We start from the raw sequence: 22309 nt of genomic DNA, 5'->3' as shown, positions 1-22309 counted from the left end.
GCAATCCTCAACGAAGCCGTCAAATCGCGCGCCTAGAATTCGCGTTCCCTTTCTGGAGATACCGAATGAGCGCCACTGCCCAGCCCACCTCGCCCCACGTCATGAACACCTACGGTCGCCTGCCGATCGCGCTGTCGCACGGCCAGGGCTGCCGAGTCTGGGACACCGCGGGCAAGGCCTACATCGACGGCCTGGGCGGCATCGCCGTGAACACGCTGGGCCACAACCATCCCGAGCTGGTGCCCGCGCTGCACGACCAGCTGACCAAGCTGATCCACAGCTCCAACTACTACCACGTGCCCGGCCAGGAACAGCTCGCCGCCAAGCTGACCGAGCTTTCGGGCCTCACCAACGCCTTCTTCTGCTCCACCGGCCTCGAAGCCAACGAAGCCGCCCTGAAGCTGGCGCGCAAGTTCGGCCACGACAAGGGCATCGAGCGCCCCGAGATCGTGGTGTACGAAGCCGCCTTCCATGGCCGCAGCATCGCCACCCTGTCTGCCACCGGCAATCCCAAGGTACAAGCCGGCTTCGGCCCGCTGGTCGAGGGCTTCATCCGGGTGCCGCTGAACGACATCGAGGCACTGAAGAAGGCCACCGAAGGCAACCCCAACGTGGTCGCCGTGTTCTTCGAGACCATCCAGGGCGAAGGCGGCATCCACCCGATGCGCGTCGAGTACCTCAAGCAGGTGCGCGCCCTGTGCGACGAGCGCGACTGGCTCATGATGATCGACGAGGTGCAGTGCGGCATGGGCCGCACCGGCAAGTGGTTCGCCCACCAGTGGGCCGGCATCAAGCCCGACGTCATGCCGCTGGCCAAGGGCCTGGGCTCGGGCGTGCCGATCGGCGCCGTGGTGGCCGGCCCCAAGGCCGCCCACATCTTCGGCCCGGGCAACCACGGCACCACCTTCGGCGGCAACCCGCTGGCCATGCGCGCCGGGGTGGAAACCATCCGCATCATGGAAGAGCACAAGCTGCTCGAAAACGCCGCCACCGTGGGCGCCCACCTGAAGGCCGCGCTGGAACGCGAAATCGGCGAGCTGCCCGGCGTGACCGACATCCGCGGCCAGGGCCTGATGCTGGGCATCGAGCTCGACCGGCCCTGCGGCGTGATCCTGAACCGCGCCTGCGACGCCGGCCTGCTGCTGAGCGTGACGGCCGACAAGGTGATCCGGCTGGTGCCGCCGCTCATCCTGAGCATTGCCGAGGCCGACGAAATCGTCGCCATCCTCGCGCCCATCGTCAAAAACTTCCTGTCGGAGCCTGCCGCCCAATGACGACCGCCACGACATCAGCCACGCCTGCCGCCATCCGGCACTACCTGCAGTTCTCCGACCTCACGGCCGACGAGTACACCTACCTCTTCGACCGCATGGCGGTCATCAAGAAGAAGTTCAAGACCTACGAAAAACACCAGCCGCTGACCGACCGCACCCTGGCCATGATCTTCGAGAAGGCCAGCACGCGCACCCGCGTGAGCTTCGAGGCGGGCATGTACCAGCTGGGCGGCAGCGTGGTGCACCTGACCACCGGCGACAGCCAGCTGGGCCGCGCCGAGCCCATCGAGGACAGCGCCAAGGTCATCAGCCGCATGGTCGACATCGTGATGATCCGCACCTACGAGCAGACCAAGATCGACACCTTCGCGGCGCACTCGCGCGTGCCGGTCATCAACGGGCTGACCAACGAGTTCCACCCCTGCCAGATCCTGGCGGACATCTTCACGTACATCGAGCACCGCGGCTCCATCCAGGGCAAGACGGTGGCCTGGGTGGGCGACGGCAACAACATGGCCAACACCTGGCTGCAGGCGGCCGAGATCCTGGGCTTCACCGTGCACGTGAGCACGCCCAGCGGCTACGAGGTCGACCAGTCGATCGCGGGCATCCGCTCGGGCGACAGCTACAAGGTGTTCAAGGACCCGATGGAAGCCTGCCGCGGCGCGGACCTCGTCACCACCGACGTCTGGACCAGCATGGGCTACGAGGCCGAGAACGAGGCGCGCCGCAAGGCCTTCGCCGACTGGTGCGTCGACGAGGACATGATGCGCATCGCCCAGCCCGGCGCCCTGTTCATGCACTGCCTGCCCGCCCACCGCGGCGAAGAGGTGCAGGCCGAAGTCATCGACGGGCCGCAGTCGGTGGTGTGGGACGAGGCCGAGAACCGCCTGCACGCCCAGAAGGCGCTGATGGAGTTCCTGCTGCTCGGCAGGCTCTGAACGCCCGGAGCAGCCGCCGCATGTCCGATTGCCAGCAATGCGGCGCCTGCTGCGCCAGCTACCGCGTCGACTTCAGCGTGCACGAGCTCGACGACAACGGCGGCAAGGTGCCCTCCGGCCTGGCCGTCGACGTGAACGACGCCATCTGCCGCATGCGCGGTACCGACCACACGCCCATGCGCTGCGCCGCGCTCACCGGCAAGATCGGCCAGGCCGTGGGCTGCGGCATCTACCAATGGCGACCCAACCCCTGCCACGAGCTGCAGGCCGGCAGCGACGCCTGCGAGCGTGCACGCGCCCGGCACGGCCTGCCCGCGCTGTCTTCGTTGCACTGACCGGTTCAACTCGTCACGTGCTGTGTTGGAAATAACCGACACCACGACCCCTCGGCCGGCGCTAACTTCGCGCCATGGCTTCTTCACACTCGCAACGCATCTGGGACATTTCGCCGCCCGTGCATGAAGGCACGCCGGTCTTTCCCGGCGACACGCCCTACCAGCAGCGCTGGGCGGCGACCATTTCGCCGGGCTGCCCGGTGAACGTCAGCGAGATCAAGCTCTCGCCCCACGTCGGCGCGCATGCCGACGCACCGCTGCACTACGACCCCGAAGGCCAGACCATCGGCCACGTCGACCTCACGCCCTTCCTCGGCCCCTGCCGCGTGATCCACGCGATCGACAAGGGAGCGCTGGTCGAGTGGGAGCACATTGCCCACGCCGTGGACAGCCAGCTGCCGCCGCGCGTGCTGGTGCGCACCTACACCACCATGCCCGTGGGCCAGTGGGACCCGCAACTTGCGGCCTATGCGCCCGAGACGGTCGAGCGTCTCGCGGCCATGGGCGTGAAGCTCATCGGCATCGACACCGCCAGCATCGACCCGGCCGACAGCAAGACGCTGGAAAGCCACCAGCGCATCCGCCGCCTCGACCTGCGCGTGCTCGAGAACCTCGTGCTCGACGACGTGCCCGAGGGCGACTACGAACTCATCGCGCTGCCGCTGAAGCTGGTCAGCGCCGATGCCTCCCCCGTGCGCGCCGTGCTGCGCGAACTTTCCCGCTGAAACCTCCACCATGACGACCCTTGCAGACTGCCGCGCGCTCGACGCGCAAGACCCGCTGCGCGCCCTGCGCGCGCAATTCACCATCCCCGCCGACGTGCTCTACCTCGACGGCAATTCGCTCGGCGTGATGCCCGCGGCCGCGCCCGCGCGCATCGCCGAAGTGGTGACCCAGGAATGGGGCCAAGGCCTGATCCGCTCGTGGAACACCGCGAGCTGGTTCGACCTGCCGCAACGCCTGGGCGACAAGGTGGCCCGCGTGATCGGCGCCGCGCCCGGCGAGGTGGTGTGCACCGACAGCACCTCGGTCAACCTCTACAAGGTGCTGTTCGCCGCGCTGTCGCAGCAGAAGGAAAGCGGGCGCAAGCTGGTGGTGAGCGAGCGCAGCAACTTCCCGACCGACCTCTACATTGCCGAGTCGCTGTGCCGCGAGCGCGGCTTCACGCTGAAGCTGATCGACGCGAGCGAACTGCAAGGCCCGGACTCGGTGCTGACCGACGACGTGGCCGTGCTGATGCTGACGCACGTCAACTACCGCACCGGCGCGATGCACGACATGAAGGCCGTCACCGCCGCCGCGCATGCCGTGGGCGCGCTCACGGTATGGGACCTCGCGCACAGCGCGGGCGCCGTGCCCGTCGCGCTGAACGACAGCAATGCCGACTACGCGATCGGCTGCGGCTACAAGTACCTGAACGGCGGCCCCGGCGCACCGGCCTTCGCCTGGGTGAACACCAAGCATGCGGGCCAGTTCGAGCAGCCGTTGTCCGGCTGGTGGGGCCACGCGGCCCCCTTCGAGTTCACGCCGCACTACCGCCCTGCACCGGGCGTCGGCCGCTACCTGTGCGGCACGCAACCCATCATTGCGCTGGCCGGACTCGAATGCGGGCTCGACACCGTGCTGGCCGCCGAAGCCTTCAACGGCGCGAACGGCGCCACGGCGGCGCTGCGCACCAAATCGCTTGCGCTCACCGACCTGTTCATCGCACTGGTCGAAGAGCGCTGCGCCGGACAAGGCCTCTCGCTCGTCACGCCGCGCGACCACGCACAACGCGGCTCGCAGGTGTGTTTGAGCCGCAAGAACCCGGAAGATCCGCAAGGCGGCTCGGGCGCCTACGCCATCGTGCAGGCGCTGATCGCGCGCGGCGTGATCGGCGACTTCCGCGCCGGCGATTCGCAGATGCCCGACATCCTGCGCTTCGGCTTCACGCCGCTGTACATCGGCTTCGAGGATGTGTGGAACTCGGTCGAACACCTGGCACAGGTGCTCGAAACGGGCGAGTGGAAGCGCGAAGAATTCAACCGCAAGAACGCGGTCACCTGAGCCCTCGGCGCCTTTCATGAAACGCACGACACACCGGCTGCTCGCAGCACTTGCACCGCTCCTGCTGCTGGGCGCACCCGCGCTCGCGCAGCAGCCGAACTTCACCCTGCCGCAGCTCAAGGCCTTCGTCGCCCTCTCGCCCGATGCTTTCCGCCAGGAGATCAAGCGCCAGGGCTTCTCCTACCGGGACAAGACCGTGACCGAGGAGATCAGCATGATCGAGTACGAGAAATTCGTCGACGGCCAGACGACCAACCTCATGAAGTCCACCTACGTGGAGAGCCGCGCCGACGAGAACAGCGTGCAGCTGTCGCTGACCGACAAGGCGGCCTTCGACAAGCTCGTGAAGGAAGCACGCGAGACCGGCTATACGCCGGCCGAGAAGGGCCGCATCCCGGGCGGCGAGACCTACCAGCAGTTCAAGCGCAAGAGCGACGCCGTGCGCTTCGTCTATCCGAAGAAAGAGTCCGGCATGGGCCTGCCTTCCTACACCGCCGTGGTCTGGCGATGAGCCGCCAACAAGCACACATCATGCGCACCGACAAGACACCCGAGCACATCGTCCACGAAGAAAAGGCGCAACTGGACTTCAGCAAGTCCATGAGCTACGGCGACTACCTGCACCTGGACGAGATCCTCAACGCGCAGCATCCGCTCTCGCCCGCGCACGACGAGCTTCTGTTCATCGTTCAGCACCAGACCAGCGAGCTCTGGATGAAGCTCATGCTGCACGAGCTGCGCGCCGCCACCAAGTGCATCGCCGACGAAAGACTTGCCGACGCCTTCAAGATGCTCGCGCGCGTGAGCCGCATCATGGAACAGCTGGTGAGCGCATGGACCGTGCTGTCGACCATGACGCCGCCCGAGTACACCGCGATGCGTCCGTACCTGGCCAACTCCAGCGGCTTCCAGAGCGCGCAGTACCGCTGCATCGAGTTCGCGCTGGGCAACAAGAACGCCGCCATGCTCAAGCCGCACCAGCACCGCGCCGACCTGCTCGCGCAGGTCGAAGAGGCCTACCGCGCACCCTCGCTGTACGACGAGTCGCTGCGCCTGCTGGCGCGACACGGCGTGCCGGTGCCGGCCGACCGGCTGGAGCGCGACTGGACGCAGCCCTACGAATCGAGCGAGGGCGTCGAGGCCGCATGGCTCGCCGTGTACCGTGACCCGCATGCGCACTGGGACCTGTACCAGCTCGGCGAGAAGCTCACCGACCTCGAGGACGCCTTCCGCCTCTGGCGCTTCCGCCATGTGACCACCGTCGAGCGCGTGATCGGTTTCAAGCGCGGCACCGGCGGCACCGGCGGCGTGAGCTACCTGCGCAAGATGCTCGACGTGGTGCTGTTTCCGGAGATCTGGAAGATTCGCACCGATCTCTAGCCGGGTCGCGCCAACGCCCCTCATGAACCTGGGGTGGCACGGATTGCCCCGTCGAAGCAAAGCGCTACAGTTTTGCAAACAACGGAGACCCCGCATGAACGACACCCGGTTCACACCCGACGAGCTCTCCACCCTTCGCGAACACGGCATCGTGCTGTTCGCCAACCGCGTGATCTTCGACGCACAGCCGCCGATGACCGAGCTGCAGATCGACGCCGTGCAGGCGCAGTGCGCAGGCCCTGTTCCCGAAGCGCTGCGCGCGCTGTGGAAGACCACGGCGGGCGGCCGGCTCGACTACGACCTGTCGCTGGAGATGAACGGCAACCTCGAAGCCATCAGCTGGAGCGAACTGTTCTGGAACGGCAGCGACGGCTACCACGACCTGCAGGGCTGGATCGACCACGAGCTGGAACTCGCCGGGGAAGCCGCGCGGGACAACGGCACGCCGTGGAGCGGCAAGCTCACGCACCTGCCCTTTGGCGGCTTCGAGTACACCGACCGCATCTACGTGGTGGTGGAGCCGGGTGCCGAGCACGGTCAGGTGGTCGCCTGGAAGAAGGGCCTCCCACCCGCATGGACGCACGCGCTGCATGAAGACAGCGTGAACACCGTTGCCGCCGACGTGCATGGCGCCCTTGCAGCGCTGCACCTCGACGAAGACCCGCTGGCACCCACGAGCGACTATTTCTCCGGGCAGACGCTGCTCGAATACCTGGACGACCGGCACGAGGAACACGGGCTCGACCTCGACCTGATGGACCGGCTGGTGGCCTTCTACAGCCGCACCGTGGTCGACTGGCGCACGCCGCTGGCCGAGGGCACGCTGCGCCATCACCCCTCGCTGGCGCGCGCGGCCTTGAACCATGCCATCGGGACGGACGATGCCGAGCTGGTCGCCGAGCTTGCCGCCGCGGGCGTGGGCTTCGACGGGCCGCAGCAAGGCAGCGCGCTGGCCACCGATGTGGCCGTGGGACATGGCGCCTTTGCCGCAGCCGCCGCGCTGGTGCGTGCGGGCGCCCCGGTGGCGGCCGACGCATTGGGCAACATCGACGGGCAGATCTCGCCCGAGCTCACGAAGGCGTTGCTGGACAACGGCGCGGAGCCCAGCGTGGCGGCCATCGTGAAGTGCGCGGCCTGCGGTGCGCCAGCGAGCGCGCACCTCATCGCGGAGGCCTGTGCGGCAGCGGGCATCGACGTGCCGCCCGCTTTCATCGAGGACCGCGACGCGATGCTGCTCGACCTGGAAAGCACGCTCTCCAAAATGCAGGACGGCGCGTACGGCCACTACCTCGGGCAGGAGGGGATCGCGGAGCGCATCGAGCATCTTCAGACCTTCAGGCTCTGAGATCTTTAGCTCCGCTGTGCGTTGTGCGCGTGGTTCAGCGCGCGCTCGTCTTTGGCTCAGCCGCCGTACAGCCAGGGCTGGTCCAGCAGCTTCGCGCCCAGCAGGCGCATCGCCATGTCGCGCCCCAGGCGCACAGCCCCCGTGGCATGGAAGATCTCGCCATTGCGGCGGGCCCGCGCCTGTACCTGCGCGTTGCGCGCCCAGCGCGCCTCGGCATAGCGCGCGAACGCGGCCGGTACCTGGACCGCGTCACCGTCGCCGAGCGCATCGGCCAAGGCCACCGCGTCCTCGATCGCCATGCCCGCGCCCTGCGCGAGGTACGGGACCATCGGATGCGCCGCATCGCCCACCAGCGCCACGCGCTCGTTCGCCATGTCGGCGGCGCTCGTCATGGGCGCACGGTCGCCGAGCGACCATGCACGCCAGCCGGGCATCGCATCCAGCAAGGCCTGCAGGCCCGCGCAGCTGCGGCCCATGGCCTGCTTCAAGGCGGCGATGCTGCCGGACTGGTCCCAGTCGCGCGCATCGCCTGCGGGTGCCGATTCGGCGATCACCACCACGTTGAGCCATGCCCCGCCGCGCACCGGATACGCCACCGCATGCAGCCGCGGGCCGAGCCAGACATGGACCTGCGTGCGCCGCAACGCGGCGGGCAGGCGCGACTGCTCGGCCATGGCGCGCCATGCCGTGTGACCGGTGACGCGGGGCGGTTCGTCGGCCGATGGCGTGTCGAGCTGCCGGCGCACCATGCTCCACAGGCCGTCGGCCCCGACGATCGCCTCGCCTTCCCAGGCGCGGGCGTCGGTGCTCGACAGGCAGACGAGCTCGTCGCCGGTCTCGACCTGCTGGATGCGGGCAGAGGTGACCAGGGTGCCGTTGCCCCGTGCGCGCACGGCGTCGAGCAGCAGGCCGTGCAGGTCGGCGCGGTGCACGCAAAAGTAAGGCGCGCCGTAGCGCTGGCGCATGGTGTCCCCCAGCGGCATGCGGGCCAGCTCCGAGCCGCTGTCGGCGCTGTGGACCACGAGCGCATCGGGCTGCGCCGCGATGGCCGCGAGCCCCGTGCCGAGGTCGAGTTGCTGAAGGCGCCGCGTGGCGTTGGGGCCGAGCTGCACGCCGGCGCCGATTTCACCGAAGGCCGCAGCCTGCTCGAAGACGTCGGCGCGGTGATGCCGACGTGAAAGCGCCAGCGCAGTGGCCAGCCCCCCGATGCCGCCGCCGGCGACCAGGATGTGCGCGGGCATCGGTCTCAGCGGCTGTGCGTGGACGACTGCGCGCTGGGTGCGTGGGGGGTGGCCTGGCCGGCTTCCGGTTGCTTGACGGGGGTCTTGGGCGCACAGCTGCCGCAGCTGTCGCACGAGCCGCAGCCCGAGGTCTTGGCCAGCGAGGCGGCGAGCGCCCTGGCGCGCTCTTCGTCGACCCAGCCCGCGCGGTGCGTGCCGGCCGCAAGCTTCTGTGCGGCACCGCGCCGCCAGCCCGCGGGCATCCAGCGCCAGACCGCGTAGAACGCGGCCGCCGCGACGATCAATCCGACGATCAGTTGCTGTGCCATTTCTTGTTGAGCCCTTTCGCTGTCGGTTTTAACCTGCGCCGAGTGCCACCGCAACGCGGTAGGTGATGAAGCAGGCGGCGTAGGCCAGCGCGAACAGGTAGCCGGCCATGATCCACACGTACTTCCACGAACCCGTCTCGCGCTTCACGGCCGCCAGCGTCGAGATGCACTGCGGCGCGAACACGTACCAGACCAGCAGCGACAGCGCGGTCGCCAGCGACCAGCTGCCCGCGATCAGCGGCTCGAGCTGGCCCGCCACGTCGTCGCCGGTGGAAGACAGCGCGTACACCGTGCCCAGCGCCCCCACCGCCACCTCGCGCGCCGCCATGCCCGGCACCAGCGCGATCGAGATCTGCCAGTTGAAGCCGATGGGCGCGAAGATGTGCTCCAGCCCGCGCCCGATCATGCCGGCCAGGCTGTACTGGATGGCCGGCCCCGTCGCGCCTTCGGGCGGCGACGGAAAGGTCGACAGGAACCACAGCAGGATGGTCAGCGTGAGGATGATCGTGCCCACGCGCTGGATGAAGATCCAGGCCCGCTCGTACAGGCCCAGCGCCAGGTTGCGCGGGTTCGGCCAGCGGTAGGCAGGCAGCTCCATCAGCAGCGGCGAATGCGAGGTGTTGTCGCGGAAGCGCTTCATCACCCAGGCCACGGCCATGGCCGAGACAATGCCGAACACATACAGCGCAAACAGCACCACGCCCTGCAGGTTGAAGACGCCGCCCACGGTGCGCGCCGGAATGAAGGCCGCGATGAGCAGCGCATACACCGGCAACCGCGCCGAGCAGGTCATCAGCGGCGCGATCATGATGGTCGTGATGCGGTCGCGCCAGTTGCTGATGGTGCGCGTGGCCATCACGCCCGGAATGGCGCAGGCAAAGCTGGAGAGCAGCGGAATGAACGAGCGTCCCGACAGCCCCACGGTGCCCATCACGCGGTCGAGCAGGAAGGCCGCGCGCGGCAGGTAGCCCGAGTCTTCCAGCGCCAGGATGAACAGAAAAAGAATCAGGATCTGCGGCAGGAAGACGATGACGCCGCCCACGCCCGCGATCACGCCGTCGACCAGCAGGCTCTGCAGCATGCCTTCGGGCATGTGCGCCTTGAGCAGGCCCCCTAGCGCCTCGGTGCCGGCCTTGATGGCGTCCATCGGCACGTTGGCCCAGCTGAACACGGCCTGGAACATCAGGAACATGGTGACGGCCAGCACCAGCATGCCCCACACGGGATGCAGCACCACGCGGTCGATGCGGTCGCTGGTGGCCAGGCTGCCGACCGGCTCCCGCACCGCCAGGCCCAGAATGCGGCGCACCTCGCGCTGCGTGGCCAGCACGTCGTCGAGCCCCGGCGCCTGCCAGGGCTGCGGCGCGGCGGCGGCCACGGGCGTGTCGAGCGCTTCGAGCAGGCCCTTGGCGCCGCCGGTGTGCACGCCGACGGTCTCGATGACGGGTATGCCGAGTTCGCGCGACAGCACGGCGGTGTCGACCACGATGCCCTGCTTCCTGGCCATGTCGGTCATGTTGAGCGCCATCACCATCGGCAGGCCGAGCCGCCTGGCCTCGAGCACCAGCCGCAGGTTCAGCCGCAGGTTGGTGGCGTCGGTGACGCACACCAGCAGGTCGGGCAGGGCCTCCTTGCTCTGGCCGGTGACGACGTCGCGCGTGACGGCCTCGTCGGCGCTCAGCGCATTCAGGCTGTAGGCGCCCGGCAGGTCGAGCACGAACACGCGGCGGCCCGAGGCGGTGCGCAGCGTGCCTTCCTTGCGCTCGACCGTCACGCCGGCGTAGTTGGCCACCTTCTGGCGGCTGCCGGTCAGCAGGTTGAACAGCGCGGTCTTGCCGCAGTTGGGGTTGCCCAGCAAGGCGATGCGCCCCGGCTGCGCAGTGGCGGCGAGGCGACCCGGGCCCTGGATGACGGCTTCAACCATGGTTGGCGGCTCCCGGCGTGACATGGATCAGCGCGGCCTCGTGGCGGCGCAAGGCGAAGGTGGTGTGGCCCAGGCGGACCGCCAGCGGCTCGCGGCCCGGGATGCCGCTTGCGACGATGCGCACGGCTTCGCCGGGGACAAAGCCGATTTCGGTCAGGCGCAGCACGAGTTCACGGTCGTCCGCCCCCTCGGGGCGGGCCACGTCGAGCACGGTGGCCCACTGGTTGTTCGGAAGCTGGTCGAGGCGCAGGGCGGCGGAGGCCGGCACTGCGCCGAGGTCGTTGGTTTGCACGGTGAGAGGGCGCCAGGAATATCGGGCACGCCAGTAAGCAATACCCGGATGCTAGCAATTCTCAATCGCACAAACCTGACCAACCCCGCAAAAAAGGGGGCCGCAAGGCCAGAAACACCGAGGAACCGGCTTTGCCGGGCCTCTGGTGTTGCCCGCGCCAGGGGGTTGGAGAAGCAACATGAAGTGCGCGAAGCCTGGGGGCGAGCCTAGTTCAGCCCGAGCATGCCGCGCAGTTTCGAGAGGTCTTCCGCCAGGGTGTTGACCCGCCCGGCCAGCAGCTTGCGGTCGCGTTCGGTGAGCTTCGCGTAGGTTTCGAAGCCGCCGTCCGCCGTCCTGTACTTGGCCAGGGTGTCGAACACCACCTTGAAGTTGGCGTCGGTCTTGTCCGAGAAGGCCTTGTTTTCCTTCACCACCAGCGGGCGCAGCAGCTCGACGATCTTGAAGGCGCCCTCGAAGTTCGACTGGAAGTCCCACAGGTCGGTGTGGCTGTAGCGGTTCTCCTCGCCCGAAATCTTGGTGGCGGCCACCTCTTCCATCAGCACCGCGGCGCCGCCCACCACCTTCTCGGGCGGAAAGGTCAGCGCGAACAGGCGCTTCTGCAGCTCCAGCACGTCGGCCAGCAGCTTGTCGGCCACGGGGTTCAGCTCCTTGGTGCTCTTCTGCGTCCACAGTCCGTATTCGATGCGGTGGAAGCCGCCGAAGGCCGGGTCCTTCTCGGCCTTCTCGTGGTCGTCGGCGCGCGAGTCGATCGCCTTGTCGAGGTCGTTGAACAGTTCGGCCACGGGCTCGATGCGCTCGTAGCTCGTGCGCGTCGGCGCGTACAGCTTCTTCGCCTTCTCGATGTCGCCGGCCTTCACCGCGGCGGTGAAGGCGCGCACGTCCGTCGCCAGCTTGCGCACGTTCTCGGCCACGTAGATCTTGTAGTCGGAGATCGGTCCGACCAGCTCGAGCGGCGACACGGCGGCCTGTGCGCCCACGGCGTAGAGCCCGGCGAAACCGGCGACGAAAGTGGCGAGGAAGTGGCGGCGGAACTGCACGGTCATGGATCTCCTGAATGTTCGAGGTCGTGAAAAAAACTTGAGGGGCGGGAGCGAGTGACGCTCAGGCAGCCAGCAGCGAACGGCCCAGCCAGTCCTGCGCGTCCTGTACGCCCGGCAGCGTGAAGAAGAAGCCGCCGCCGATGGGCTTGATGTATTCCTCGAGCGGCTCGCCGTCCAGGCGCGTCTGCACGGCGATGAAGCCGTTCTCCAGGTTCGCTTGGTAGCAGATGAACAGCAGCCCCATTTCGAGCTGGCCCGACTTGGTGACGCCGTTCGAGTAGTTGAAGGGCCGGCGCAGCATGAGGTTCTTGTCCGAGGCCCTGGTGCGCGGGTTCGCCAGGCGGATGTGCGCGTCCATGGGGGTGCGCTTGCCTTCGGGGTCCCTGGTGTAGTCGGGCACGTCGTGCTCGGTCCTGCCGCCGTCCATCGGCGCGCCGGTGGGCTTCATGCGGCCCATGATGGCCTCCTGCTCCTGCAGCGGCGTGCGGTCCCAGCGCTCCACGAAGTTGCGGATGATGCGCACCGCCTGGTAGCTGCCGCCCACGGCCCAGGCCGGCTCGTCGCCGCCGGGCTGCACCCACACGATGCCGTCCATGAGTTTGTTGTCGGCCGAGTCGGGGTTGGCCGAACCGTCCCGAAAGCCGAGGAAGTTGCGCGCGCTCTCCGAAGGCTTGCCGGGCACGGCCGGAATCGGCGGCACGGTGCCTTCCTGCTTCCAGTGCAGCACCAGCAGGTCGGGCGTGTTCTTGATGATGTCGCGCAGCGCGTGGATGTTGGTGTCCGGCGTGTTGGCGCAGAACTGGATCGACAGGTCGCCGTGGCACAGCGCGGCGTCCAGCGCGTCGTTCGGGTGGCGCTGCATCTGGTTGAGGCGCACCGGCTTCTTCTTCGCGAGGCCGAAGCGTTCGTCGAACAGCGAGGTGCCGACCGATACCGTCACCGTCAGCCCGTCGGGCTGCACCACCGGCCCGAGGATGCCGGAGCCCGCGGGCGGCAGCTTGGGATCGGGGTCGGCCTGCGGGCCGCCCTGCGTGAGAAAGGCGATGCGCTCGGTCAGCGTGCGGAACAGGCGCTCCAGGTCGGCGCGGTTCTCGGCCAGCACGAAGAAGGAGGCAACCATGCCGGCCACCGGGCGCGGCGTGACGATGCCCGCCTGGTGCTTGCCGCGGAAGGGCACGCGGTCTTGCGTGTGGGTGCTTTCGGGCGCGTCGGTGACCTGGGCGCCGCTGTCGGGCGTGCCGGCTGCAGGGGCCGAGTGGGCCGAGTGGGCCGCGGCGGCCAGGCCTGCGAATGCCACGCCGGCGGCGCCGAGCATGCGGCGGCGGTGCGGGGAGGCGGGTTGCCCTTGGGGGGCGACGGTTGCGTTCTTCGACTTTTCCATGGGGGGTTCTTGCTTGCGGTCTCGCTTTCGACTCATTCCAGCCCGAGCGCGGCATTCACCTTGCCGAGTTCCTCGGCCAGCGCGCGCACGGGTTCGGCCAGTGCCTTTCTTTGCGCCTCGTCCAGCGGCGCAGCCTTGAAGCCCTCGCCTTCGCGGTACGGCGCCAGTGCGGCGTCGAAGGCCGCGAAGCGTTCGTCCACGCTCTTTTGCAGCGCGGGCGCGGCCTTCACCAGCAGCGGCTGAAGCAGTTCGGAGATCTTCTTCGTGCCTTCGCAGGTGCCCTGCAGGTTCACCAGCTCGGCATGGCCGTAGTGGTCTTCGCCGCCTGCAGGCAGGTTGTCGGCCACGCGGCGCAGCAGCTTCGACGCCGAACCGGCCAGCCGCTCGGGCGGCATGTTCAGCGCGCGCAGGCGCTCCTTCAGCACGCCGATGTCGGCCAGCAATTGCTCGACCACGGGCGCCAGCGACTTCACGTCGTTCTGGCTGTACAGCGCGTACTCGATGCGGTGGAAGCCGGAGAAGCCGGCATCGGCCTCGCGCTTCTCGAAATAGTCGGCGCGCGCGTTGATGCGCGTGTCCAGGTCGGCGAACAGCTCGGCCATCGGCTCGATGCGCTTGTAGGCCTGGTGCGCCGGCGCGTAGAGCGCCCTCGCCTGCGGCAGGTCGCCCGCCTTCACCGCGTCGGCCAGTGCGCGCACCGCGTCGTCGAGCGAGCCGGCTTCCAGCCGCAGGAACACCTGGTACTCGGCCAGCGCGCCCACGTAGTTGACCAGCGACGGCCGCGCCGCTTCTGCGTCGGACGCGGCCGAGGGCGTCACGCGCAGCTTGCCGCGCGGGTTGCTCAGGAGGCCGCAGGTGATGGCGAACTCGCCCGGCTGCAGCTTCACGGTCATGGTCTGCGAGAAGCCCGGCGCGATGTTCTCGCGCTCTTCCACCACCATCACGCCGTCGAGAATTTCCCATTCCAGCGCGCGGTTCGACTTGTTGACGATGGTGAAGGTGGTGCGCCCCGCGGGCACGGTGATCTCGCTGGGGTCGCAGGCGTTGTCCTGGATGGTGACGGTCACGGCGTTGTCGGCGGCCTTGGCCGGCGCCTTCCTGGCCTCGTTCGAGGCGTACCAGAAGGCGGCGAGGCCGGCCACGACCAGCAGGGCCGACGCGGCCACCGCCACGCGCATGAGGGTGGACGAAGGGGCTTTGGTTTCGGGAGAAGACATGACTGCGTTTCAGCCGGCCGCAGCCGCGCGTGGCGCCGCGGCCGGGGCCGGGCGCAGGAAGAAGAACAGGGCCACGGCCAGGAAGGCCAGGTAGACGACGACCTCGCCCACCACGGGCGCGGCCTGGTAGCCCAGCAGGCCTGAGAGCACGGCGCCCCCGGGGCTGTCCATGGGCAGCGTCGCGCTCATGTCGAACACCACCGCCTGCAGGTGGTTCCACACGCCGCCCTCGTGCAGCTTGCGCAGCACGCCGGCCAGCAAACCGGCCGCCACCAGAAGAATGAACAGGCCCGTGTAGCGGAAGAAGCGGCGCAGGTCGAGCCGCACGCCGCCCGAATACAGGCCCCAGCCGATCGCCACCGACACGGCGATGCCGGCCAGCGCGCCCACCGGGGCTTCCCAGCCGCTGCTCTGCTGGAACACGGCCAGCAGGAAGAACACCGACTCCAGCCCTTCGCGCGCCACGGCGAGAAACACCATGCCGATGAGCGCCCAGCCCTGCCCGTCCGCGCCCCGGGTGAGCGCCTTGTCGATGGAGGCCTGCAGCTCGCCCTTGATGGAGCGCGCGGCCTTGCGCATCCAGAACACCATCGAGGTCAGCATGACCACGGCGATGAGCCCGACCACGCCCTCGAACAGTTCCTGCTGCTTCTGCGGAAACTCCGCCGCCAGCAATTGCAGGCCCGCGCCCGCGAACAGAGACAGCGCGGTGGCCAGCAGCACGCCGACCCACACCGCGGGCATCAGCGCGCCGCGTCCGCTTTGCTTGAGGTAGCTGGCAACGATGCCGACGATCAGCGCGGCTTCGATGCCTTCGCGCAGCATGATGAGAAAGGGAATAAGCATCGGCTTCGGGATCCAGGGCAGAGAAAACCCTCCGGAGCCGGCACGTTCAGCAGCGCTTGGCGTTGGCTCCACGGAGGAGCGAACGAGGATAACCCATCAAATAAGATGCATTCTCATTTGTGGTCTTTGCTTGCCGAATGGCAATGATTGCCCGGCCTCGCGCACCGACCGCTCAGACGGCGAGTTCGACGATGCGCGCGCTGACGGCGTCGCCGTCGATCAAAAGCTCGGCCACCGCGATGGGCAAGGTGAAGCGGCGCGGCCCCGCGCTGCCCGGATTGACGTAGAGCACGCCGCCGCGCTCCTCGATCTTCGGCTTGTGCGAATGGCCCGAGACCACCACGCGCACGCCGGCGGCGGCCGGGTCGATGTCGAGTTGCGCAAGGTCATGAAGGGCATGAAGATGAACGCCGCCGAACGCCACCCGCTCGGTCTCGGCAATGCCCTCGGCCCACGGTTCGCGGTCGTTGTTGCCGCGCACCACGGTCAGCGGCGCCATGGCGCGCAGCGCGTCGAGGATGCCGGCGTTGCCGATGTCCCCGCCATGCACGATGAAGTCGCTGCCCCGCAGGGCTGCCACGGCCTGCGGGCGCAGCAGGCCGTGGGTGTCGGAGATGAGCCCTATCCGCAGCAAGGGATCAAGGCGTCAAGCCGACAGCAGCTGCCGCAGCACGAACGGCAGGATGCCCCCGTGCTTGTAGTAGTCGACCTCGATCGGCGTGTCGATGCGCAGGCGCACCGTCACCTCCTGGTGGGTGCCGTCGGGGCGGTGCACGACCAGCTTCACGTCCATCTGCGGCTTGAGCTCGCTGCCGATCACCACGTCGATCTTCTCGTCGCCCGTGAGGCCCAGCGTCTGCCACGAATCGGCGCCGCGGAACTGCAGCGGCAGCACGCCCATGCCGACCAGGTTGGCGCGGTGGATGCGCTCGAAGCTGCGCGCCACCACGGCCTTGATGCCCAGCAGCTGCGTGCCCTTGGCGGCCCAGTCGCGCGACGAGCCGGTGCCGTACTCCTCGCCGCCGAACACCACCGTGGGGGTGCCCTCTTCCATGTACTTCATGGCGGCGTCGTAGATGAACATCTTCTGGTTGCCGGGCTGGAACAGCGTGACACCGCCTTCCTCCTGCGTGCCGTTGGCGTCCGGCGGAATCATGAGGTTCTTGATGCGCACGTTGGCGAAGGTGCCGCGCATCATCACGTCATGGTTGCCGCGGCGCGAACCGTAGCTGTTGAAGTCGGCCTTGGGCACGCCGTGCGCCTTGAGCCAGATGCCCGCGGGGGAGCTGTCCTTGATGGAGCCGGCCGGCGAGATGTGGTCGGTGGTGATCGAGTCGCCGAACAGCGCCATGATGCGCGCGCTCTTGAAGCCCGCGTCGGACGCGTGCGGCTTCATCTTGAAGCCCTCGAAGAACGGCGGCTCGGCGATGTAGGTCGACTTGGGCCAGTCGTAGACCTGCCCGTCGGTGCCCTTGATGCTGCTCCAGAACTTGCCCGGATCGGTCTTGACCTTGTCGTAGTTCGCGCGGAACGACTTGGCATTCATGGCGTAGCGCAGGTTGTCGTCGATTTCCTTCGGCGTGGGCCAGATGTCGCCCAGGTACACGTCCTTGCCGTTCTTGCCCTTGCCCACGGGCTCGGTCATCAGGTCGGTCATCACATTGCCGGCAATGGCAAAGGCCACCACCAGCGGCGGCGAAGCCAGGAAGTTGGCCTTCAGGTTCGGGTGGATGCGCGCCTCGAAGTTGCGGTTGCCCGAGAGCACGGCCGCGCCGACGAGGTCGTTCTTGGTGATGGCCTCGTTGATCTCGGGCGTCAGGTCCCCGGCGTTGCCGATGCAGGTGGTGCAGCCGTAGCCGGCCAGGTAGAAGCCGAGCTTTTCCAGGTACGTGAGCAGGCCGGCCTTCTCCAGGTATTCGGTGACGATGCGCGAACCCGGCGCCAGCGAGGTCTTGATGTGCGGCTTGACCGTCAGGCCCGCCTCCACCGCCTTCTTGGCCAGCAGGCCGGCAGCCAGCATCACGCTCGGGTTCGAGGTGTTGGTGCACGAGGTGATGGCCGCGATCAGCACGTCGCCGTTGCCGATGGTGACCTGGCCCTTGGGGGCGCTCGGTGCGGTGGCGCTGGTGTGCGCGGCGGCCTTGGTCGAGCGGTTGGCCACCATCTCGACCACGTCGCGCGGCGAACCGGCGGGCGGCGCGGCGGCTTCGTCGTCGCTGCCCTGGGGCGCGGTGACCAGCGGGTAGCGCAGCTTGAGCTTGTCGGCCGGCTGGTTGAAGCCGTTGGCGTCGTTGGGCTTGCTGTAGAGCTCCGAGAACTTGGTGGCCAGGTGGCCCAGGTCGATGCGGTCCTGCGGGCGCTTGGGGCCGGCCAGGCTGGGCGACACGGTGCCCAGGTCGAGGCGCACGATCTTGGTGTAGTCGATGTCGCCGGGCGCAGGCATGCCGTACAGGCCCTGCGCCTTGTAGTAGGCGGCGAAGCGCTCGACCTCTTCCTTGGTGCGGCCGGTGCCTTCGAAGTACGCCACGGTCATGTCGTCGACCGGGAAGAAGCCCATGGTCGCGCCGTACTCGGGCGCCATGTTGCCGATGGTCGCGCGGTCGGGCACGGCAATGGACGCGGCACCGGGGCCGAAGAATTCGACGAACTTGCCCACCACCTTTTCAGCCCGCAGGATGGCCGTGACGAACAGCACCAGGTCGGTGGCGGTCACGCCTTCGCGCAGCTTGCCGGTGAGCTCGAAGCCCACCACGTCGGGCGTGAGCATGTAGACCGGCTGGCCCAGCATGGCCGCCTCGGCCTCGATGCCGCCCACGCCCCAGCCGACCACGCCCACGCCGTTGATCATGGTGGTGTGGCTGTCGGTGCCGACCAGCGAGTCGGGGTAGTAGGTGGGCACCTCGGCCTTGTCGTGCGGGCTCGTGTAGACGCCGCGTGCAAAGTACTCGAGGTTGACCTGGTGGACGATGCCGAAGCCCGGCGGCACGACACGGAAGGTGTCGAAGGCCTGCATGCCCCACTTCATGAACTGGTAGCGCTCGTTGTTGCGCTGGAACTCCAGCTTCATGTTGAGGTCGAGCGCCTTGGGCGTGCCGTAGTAGTCGACCATCACCGAGTGGTCGACCACCAGGTCCACCGGCACCAGCGGCTCGATGGTCTTGGGCGACTTGCCCAGCTTGGCGGCCACGCTGCGCATGGCAGCCAGGTCGGCCAGCAGCGGCACGCCGGTGAAGTCCTGCAGCACCACGCGGGTGACGACGAAGGGAATTTCGTCGGTGCGTTCCGCATTGGGGGCCCAGTGCGCCAGCTCTTCGACGTGCTTGGGCAAGACCTTCTGCCCGTCGCAGTTGCGCAGCACGGATTCGAGCACGATGCGAATGGAGACCGGCAGGCGCTCGATGGTCGGGTATTGCTTGGCCAGCTCCTTCAGGGACCAGTATTTGCCGGACTTGCCCGATGCTGTCTTGAAGGTCTTGAGGGTGGACGCAAAGGCGTGAGCCGGTGCTTTGGCCATAGGGAAACTCCTGTGTGTTCGTGGAAGCTCCCAAAGGATAGCGGGGATCAATGTCAGCTGTTGTAGTCAGGTAACTGAAGTCGCCCCGGCGGCGAAGCCGGTTCCACGGTGCCTTCCGAACGAACCGGGCCCCGTGGGCAGGACGTTCATGACCTGGGAGGTCATGGCGTCTGGCCGCCGCGGCGCCAGAATGCGGCTCCATGAGCACCCCCCGCCCCCATTCGTCCAAGGCCGTCCAGCCCGGCGCGCGCGACCCGTTCGGCGTGCACCTGCGGCACTGGCGCACCCACCGCCGCCTGAGCCAGCTCGACCTGGCGCAGGAGGCGGACGTGTCGACCCGGCACCTCAGCTACGTCGAAACCGGGCGCGCCGCGCCCAGCCGCGAGATGGTGCTGCGCCTGGCCGAGCGGCTGGACGTGCCGTTGCGCGAGCGCAATGCGCTGCTGGTGGCGGCCGGTTTCGCGCCCATGTACCGCCAGCGCTCGCTGGACGACCCGGCCATGGCGGCCGCGCGCCGCGCGGTCGACCTGGTGCTCAAGGGCCACGAGCCCTTCCCCGCGCTGGCGGTGGACCGCCACTGGAACCTGGTGGCGCACAACGCGCTGGTGCCGATGCTGATGGAAGGCGCCGCGCCCGAGTTGCTGCGCGCGCCCATCAACGTGCTGCGCCTGAGCCTGCACCCCGACGGCGTGGCACCGCGCATCGCCAACCTCGCGCAATGGCGCGCCCACCTCCTCGAGCGGCTGCAGCAGCAGATTGCCGCCACGGGCGACGCCGCGCTGCAGGCGTTGCACGACGAACTGGCGGCCTACCCCGCGCCCAGGGTGAGTCACGACGCGCCGGCCATCGACACGGCGCTGTCGGCCGTGGCGGTGCCGTTCCAGCTGGTCACGCCGAACGGGGTGCTGAGCTTCATCAGCACCATCACCATCTTCGGCACGCCGGTGGACGTCACATTGCAGGAACTGGCGGTGGAGTCGTTCTTTCCGGCGGACGAACGGACGGCGGCGGCACTGAGTGCACTGGCGTCGCAGCCGAACGGCTGAGTTCCGCACGCTGCCGCGCCGGACCCTCGAAGTCGTCCACCTGGATCACCTTGTCGGCCGCCTTCAGGTAGGCCAGCGCCAGCGCCGGGTCGGGCGCCGAGCGGGCCGCCGCTTCGAGCGAGTTCGTGCGGCGCAGCACCTTGTTGAGCGCGGCCGTCGTGTCGCCGAGTTGCGCACCCAGTTCCATCGCATGCATCAGGTCGCGCAGTCCGCCCGGGGCGGGCTGGCTGAGGTCGGGCGCCAGGCGTGCCATGGTGCGCGGGTTCTTGCGCAGCAGCTCGGCCAGTTCGAGCAGTTGCACATCGCGCAGCGGCGCCAGGTGCGCGGTGCCGCGCAGCACCAGCGCGCCCATCACGCGCCGGCCGGCCGTCGGCAGGTTGGCATACAGGTCGCGCAGGATCTTGCCGGCCTCGTCCAGCTGCAGGCGGATGGCGGCGCGCGCGAAAGGCAGCATCTCGGGCGCCGCGTCCACGCGGTAGCGCCAGATGCAGGAGCTGGCGAGGTAGAGGTGCGCCAGCACGTCGCCCAGCCGCGCGGACAGCAGCTCCATGCGCTTGAGCTTGCCGCCGAGCATGCCCATGGCCAGGTCGGCCGTGAACGCGTACTTGGCGCTCATGCGCGCCAGCAGCTTCGCTTCGTGCATCAGGTCTTCGGGCGGCTCGCCGAGCACCGGCGCGCCGAACAGGCTGTGCCACAGGTTCGCCGCCACGTGCTTGCCGTGCGCGATGAGCGCCTTGCCCAGCGCGGCCTCGTCATTGGCCTGCACCGCGGCCATTTCGTCGAGCACATGCGGGTGGCAGCGCACCGCGCCCTGCCCGAACACGATGAGCGCGCGCGTGAGGATGTTCGCGCCCTCCACCGTGATGGCGATCGGCGCCTGCCGGTACGACACGCCCAGCAGGTTCGAAGGGCCGGCGATGATGCCCTTGCCCCCAAGGATGTCCATGCCGTGGTTGACAGCGCGTCGCCCCGCCTCGGTCAGCTGCACCTTCAGGATGGCACTGGCCACGCTGGGTTGCTCGCCCTTGTCGAGCGCGGCGGCGGTGAAGCGCCGGGCGGCATCGGTTGCATAGAGCTCGGCGGACATCCGCGCGACAAGCCCCGCAATGGCATGGAACCTGCCCACCGGCATGCCGAACTGCTCGCGGATCTGGCCGTAGCCGTTGCTCACGTACAGCGCGGTCTGCTGCATCGCCGAGCCCAGCGCAGGCAGCGAAATGGCGCGGCCCGCGGCCAGGCACTCCATCAGCATGCGCCAGCCTTGCCCGACCTGCTTCTCGCCGCCGATGATCCATTCCATCGGCACGAACACCTGCCGGCCGCGGATGGGGCCGTTCATGAAGGCGCTGTCCATCGGACGGTGGCGCCGGCCGATCTCCATGCCTTCATGCGGCACGGGAATCAGCGCGCAGGTGATGCCGAGTTCGCGCTCGCCCTCGGGCCTGCTTTCGTCGACCGCATGGAAGGCCAGCCCCACGACCGTGGCGACCGGGGCGAGCGTGATGTAGCGCTTGTCGAAGTCGACCAGAAAGCCGCGCGTCATGCGCCCGTTGAACTCGCGCTCGACCACCACGCCGCGGTCGGGAATGGAGGCCGCGTCGGAGCCCGCATAGGGCGAGGTCAGGCCGAAGCACGGCAACTCCCGGCCGTCCGCCAGGCGCGGCAGGTAGTGGTCCTTCTGCGCGTCGGTGCCGTAGCGCAGCAGCAGCTCCGCGGGGCCCAGCGAGTTGGGCACCATCACCGTGACGGCGGTGGCCGTGTTGACGGTGGCGATGCGCGTGACCACGGTGGCATGCGCGAAATGGCTGAAGCCGAGCCCGCCGAAGTCTTCGGGAATGATCATTCCGAAGAAGCGCTTCTCCCGCAGGTAGCGCCACACTTCGGGCGGCAGGTCGCGGGCCTGGTCGATGGCGTGGTCGTCGAGCATGCGGCAGAGTTCGCGAACCTCGCGCTCCAGGAAGGCCTGCTCTCGGCCGGTGAGCTGGTTGGGTCCCATCTCGGCCAGCACGTCGAAGTCGGGAGTACCCGAGAAGAGCCGCCCTTCGAAACCGACGGTGCCGGCCTCGAGCGCCGCCCGCTCGGTGTCGCCCAGCGGCGGGAGCGCCTTGGAAAATGGCTGCATGGCCCATCGACCGATGAGTGTCGCCAGAAGCATGATGCGTCTCCTTCCGCGGCAAGG

Annotated in this window: 20 protein-coding genes; 9 read left to right on the top strand and 11 right to left on the bottom strand. The window is 68.4% G+C overall.

Annotated features, from left to right (window positions below):
• Nucleotides 1–65 precede the first annotated feature (65 nt).
• The 8 genes from AC0IYU_RS11690 (at nucleotide 66) to AC0IYU_RS11655 (ending at nucleotide 7321) form a co-directional block, all read left to right on the top strand.
• Nucleotides 66–1274: an acetylornithine/succinylornithine family transaminase gene (locus tag AC0IYU_RS11690; protein ID WP_472116702.1), complete on the top strand. Its 1209-nt coding sequence runs from the start codon at nucleotides 66–68 to the stop codon at nucleotides 1272–1274.
• Entirely contained in the window at nucleotides 1271–2215 is a 945-nt protein-coding gene (gene argF / locus AC0IYU_RS11685; RefSeq protein WP_472116699.1) for an ornithine carbamoyltransferase, read from the top strand. The genes AC0IYU_RS11690 and argF overlap by 4 nt, the downstream gene beginning before the upstream one ends.
• A 20-nt stretch (nucleotides 2216–2235) precedes the next feature.
• Entirely contained in the window at nucleotides 2236–2550 is a 315-nt protein-coding gene (locus AC0IYU_RS11680; RefSeq protein ID WP_472116696.1) for a YkgJ family cysteine cluster protein, read from the top strand.
• 74 nt (nucleotides 2551–2624) lie between these two features.
• A complete protein-coding gene (gene kynB / locus AC0IYU_RS11675) occupies nucleotides 2625–3275 on the top strand; it encodes an arylformamidase (protein ID WP_472116694.1) in 651 nt (216 codons plus the stop codon).
• Nucleotides 3276–3285: 10 nt separating this feature from the next.
• On the top strand, nucleotides 3286–4596 hold the full coding sequence (kynU, locus tag AC0IYU_RS11670; RefSeq protein WP_472116692.1) for a kynureninase: 1311 nt from the start codon (nucleotides 3286–3288) through the stop codon (nucleotides 4594–4596).
• 16 nt (nucleotides 4597–4612) lie between these two features.
• The gene (locus tag AC0IYU_RS11665; protein ID WP_472116690.1) at nucleotides 4613–5107 is read left to right on the top strand and encodes a hypothetical protein; all 495 of its coding nucleotides are present in this window, start codon (nucleotides 4613–4615) and stop codon (nucleotides 5105–5107) included.
• 20 nt (nucleotides 5108–5127) lie between these two features.
• Nucleotides 5128–5976 carry a tryptophan 2,3-dioxygenase gene (gene kynA / locus AC0IYU_RS11660; RefSeq protein WP_472116689.1) on the top strand — a complete coding sequence of 283 codons (849 nt, stop codon included), beginning with the start codon at nucleotides 5128–5130 and terminating at the stop codon, nucleotides 5974–5976.
• 94 nt (nucleotides 5977–6070) lie between these two features.
• On the top strand, nucleotides 6071–7321 hold the full coding sequence (locus AC0IYU_RS11655; protein WP_472116687.1) for an SMI1/KNR4 family protein: 1251 nt from the start codon (nucleotides 6071–6073) through the stop codon (nucleotides 7319–7321).
• Nucleotides 7322–7377: 56 nt separating this feature from the next.
• Here AC0IYU_RS11655 and AC0IYU_RS11650 read toward each other — a convergent pair whose 3' ends face one another.
• The 10 genes from AC0IYU_RS11650 to AC0IYU_RS11605 all read right to left on the bottom strand — a co-directional run bounded on the left by AC0IYU_RS11650 (nucleotide 7378) and on the right by AC0IYU_RS11605 (nucleotide 19084).
• Complete coding sequence (locus tag AC0IYU_RS11650) at nucleotides 7378–8562, bottom strand: FAD-dependent monooxygenase (protein WP_472116684.1); 1185 nt, start codon at nucleotides 8560–8562, stop codon at nucleotides 7378–7380.
• Nucleotides 8563–8567: 5 nt separating this feature from the next.
• A complete protein-coding gene (locus AC0IYU_RS11645; protein WP_472116681.1) occupies nucleotides 8568–8870 on the bottom strand; it encodes a DUF6587 family protein in 303 nt (100 codons plus the stop codon).
• Between the two features lie 28 nt (nucleotides 8871–8898).
• Nucleotides 8899–10794, bottom strand: coding sequence for a ferrous iron transporter B (gene feoB / locus AC0IYU_RS11640; RefSeq protein WP_472116678.1), 1896 nt, complete (start codon nucleotides 10792–10794; stop codon nucleotides 8899–8901).
• Nucleotides 10787–11086: a FeoA family protein gene (locus AC0IYU_RS11635; protein WP_472116675.1), complete on the bottom strand. Its 300-nt coding sequence runs from the start codon at nucleotides 11084–11086 to the stop codon at nucleotides 10787–10789. Before AC0IYU_RS11635 ends, feoB begins: the two co-directional genes overlap by 8 nt.
• 206 nt (nucleotides 11087–11292) lie before the next feature.
• A complete protein-coding gene (gene efeO / locus AC0IYU_RS11630) occupies nucleotides 11293–12129 on the bottom strand; it encodes an iron uptake system protein EfeO (protein ID WP_472116672.1) in 837 nt (278 codons plus the stop codon).
• A gap of 58 nt (nucleotides 12130–12187) precedes the next feature.
• The gene (gene efeB, locus AC0IYU_RS11625) at nucleotides 12188–13507 is read right to left on the bottom strand and encodes an iron uptake transporter deferrochelatase/peroxidase subunit (protein ID WP_472116670.1); all 1320 of its coding nucleotides are present in this window, start codon (nucleotides 13505–13507) and stop codon (nucleotides 12188–12190) included.
• Between the two features lie 32 nt (nucleotides 13508–13539).
• Nucleotides 13540–14724, bottom strand: a complete 1185-nt coding sequence (efeO, locus tag AC0IYU_RS11620) for an iron uptake system protein EfeO (RefSeq protein ID WP_472116667.1) — start codon at nucleotides 14722–14724, stop codon at nucleotides 13540–13542.
• Between the two features lie 9 nt (nucleotides 14725–14733).
• On the bottom strand, nucleotides 14734–15570 hold the full coding sequence (gene efeU, locus AC0IYU_RS11615) for an iron uptake transporter permease EfeU (RefSeq protein WP_472116664.1): 837 nt from the start codon (nucleotides 15568–15570) through the stop codon (nucleotides 14734–14736).
• A gap of 172 nt (nucleotides 15571–15742) precedes the next feature.
• Entirely contained in the window at nucleotides 15743–16204 is a 462-nt protein-coding gene (locus tag AC0IYU_RS11610; protein ID WP_435435305.1) for a metallophosphoesterase family protein, read from the bottom strand.
• A gap of 12 nt (nucleotides 16205–16216) precedes the next feature.
• Nucleotides 16217–19084 (bottom strand): aconitate hydratase, encoded by a 2868-nt coding sequence (locus AC0IYU_RS11605; protein WP_472116662.1) that lies wholly within the window; start codon nucleotides 19082–19084, stop codon nucleotides 16217–16219.
• A gap of 200 nt (nucleotides 19085–19284) precedes the next feature.
• Between AC0IYU_RS11605 and AC0IYU_RS11600 the strand changes: the two genes are divergently transcribed.
• Entirely contained in the window at nucleotides 19285–20130 is an 846-nt protein-coding gene (locus AC0IYU_RS11600; protein WP_472116659.1) for a helix-turn-helix domain-containing protein, read from the top strand.
• Here AC0IYU_RS11600 and AC0IYU_RS11595 read toward each other — a convergent pair.
• On the bottom strand, nucleotides 20036–22285 hold the full coding sequence (locus tag AC0IYU_RS11595; RefSeq protein ID WP_472116656.1) for an acyl-CoA dehydrogenase: 2250 nt from the start codon (nucleotides 22283–22285) through the stop codon (nucleotides 20036–20038). The genes AC0IYU_RS11600 and AC0IYU_RS11595 overlap by 95 nt on opposite strands.
• Nucleotides 22286–22309: the final 24 nt, after the last annotated feature.

The sequence above is a fragment of the Variovorax sp. AC103 genome (assembly GCF_979254005.1).
This window is presented reverse-complemented; position numbering and strand designations above follow the sequence as displayed.

Excerpts from the sequence above, each read along its gene's own strand:
- AC0IYU_RS11680 (WP_472116696.1), top strand. The coding sequence starts at position 2,236 with ATGTCCGATTGCCAGCAATGCGGCGCCTGCTGCGCCAGCTACCGCGTC.
- AC0IYU_RS11605 (WP_472116662.1), bottom strand. The coding sequence starts at position 19,084 with ATGGCCAAAGCACCGGCTCACGCCTTTGCGTCCACCCTCAAGACCTTC.
- AC0IYU_RS11595 (WP_472116656.1), bottom strand. The coding sequence starts at position 22,285 with ATGCTTCTGGCGACACTCATCGGTCGATGGGCCATGCAGCCATTTTCC.
- kynU (WP_472116692.1), top strand. The coding sequence starts at position 3,286 with ATGACGACCCTTGCAGACTGCCGCGCGCTCGACGCGCAAGACCCGCTG.
- AC0IYU_RS11655 (WP_472116687.1), top strand. The coding sequence starts at position 6,071 with ATGAACGACACCCGGTTCACACCCGACGAGCTCTCCACCCTTCGCGAA.
- feoB (WP_472116678.1), bottom strand. The coding sequence starts at position 10,794 with ATGGTTGAAGCCGTCATCCAGGGCCCGGGTCGCCTCGCCGCCACTGCG.
- AC0IYU_RS11665 (WP_472116690.1), top strand. The coding sequence starts at position 4,613 with ATGAAACGCACGACACACCGGCTGCTCGCAGCACTTGCACCGCTCCTG.
- efeO (WP_472116672.1), bottom strand. The coding sequence starts at position 12,129 with ATGACCGTGCAGTTCCGCCGCCACTTCCTCGCCACTTTCGTCGCCGGT.
- efeU (WP_472116664.1), bottom strand. The coding sequence starts at position 15,570 with ATGCTTATTCCCTTTCTCATCATGCTGCGCGAAGGCATCGAAGCCGCG.
- AC0IYU_RS11690 (WP_472116702.1), top strand. The coding sequence starts at position 66 with ATGAGCGCCACTGCCCAGCCCACCTCGCCCCACGTCATGAACACCTAC.
- kynB (WP_472116694.1), top strand. The coding sequence starts at position 2,625 with ATGGCTTCTTCACACTCGCAACGCATCTGGGACATTTCGCCGCCCGTG.
- efeB (WP_472116670.1), bottom strand. The coding sequence starts at position 13,507 with ATGGAAAAGTCGAAGAACGCAACCGTCGCCCCCCAAGGGCAACCCGCC.
- AC0IYU_RS11650 (WP_472116684.1), bottom strand. The coding sequence starts at position 8,562 with ATGCCCGCGCACATCCTGGTCGCCGGCGGCGGCATCGGGGGGCTGGCC.
- kynA (WP_472116689.1), top strand. The coding sequence starts at position 5,128 with ATGCGCACCGACAAGACACCCGAGCACATCGTCCACGAAGAAAAGGCG.
- efeO (WP_472116667.1), bottom strand. The coding sequence starts at position 14,724 with ATGTCTTCTCCCGAAACCAAAGCCCCTTCGTCCACCCTCATGCGCGTG.
- argF (WP_472116699.1), top strand. The coding sequence starts at position 1,271 with ATGACGACCGCCACGACATCAGCCACGCCTGCCGCCATCCGGCACTAC.
- AC0IYU_RS11600 (WP_472116659.1), top strand. The coding sequence starts at position 19,285 with ATGAGCACCCCCCGCCCCCATTCGTCCAAGGCCGTCCAGCCCGGCGCG.
- AC0IYU_RS11645 (WP_472116681.1), bottom strand. The coding sequence starts at position 8,870 with ATGGCACAGCAACTGATCGTCGGATTGATCGTCGCGGCGGCCGCGTTC.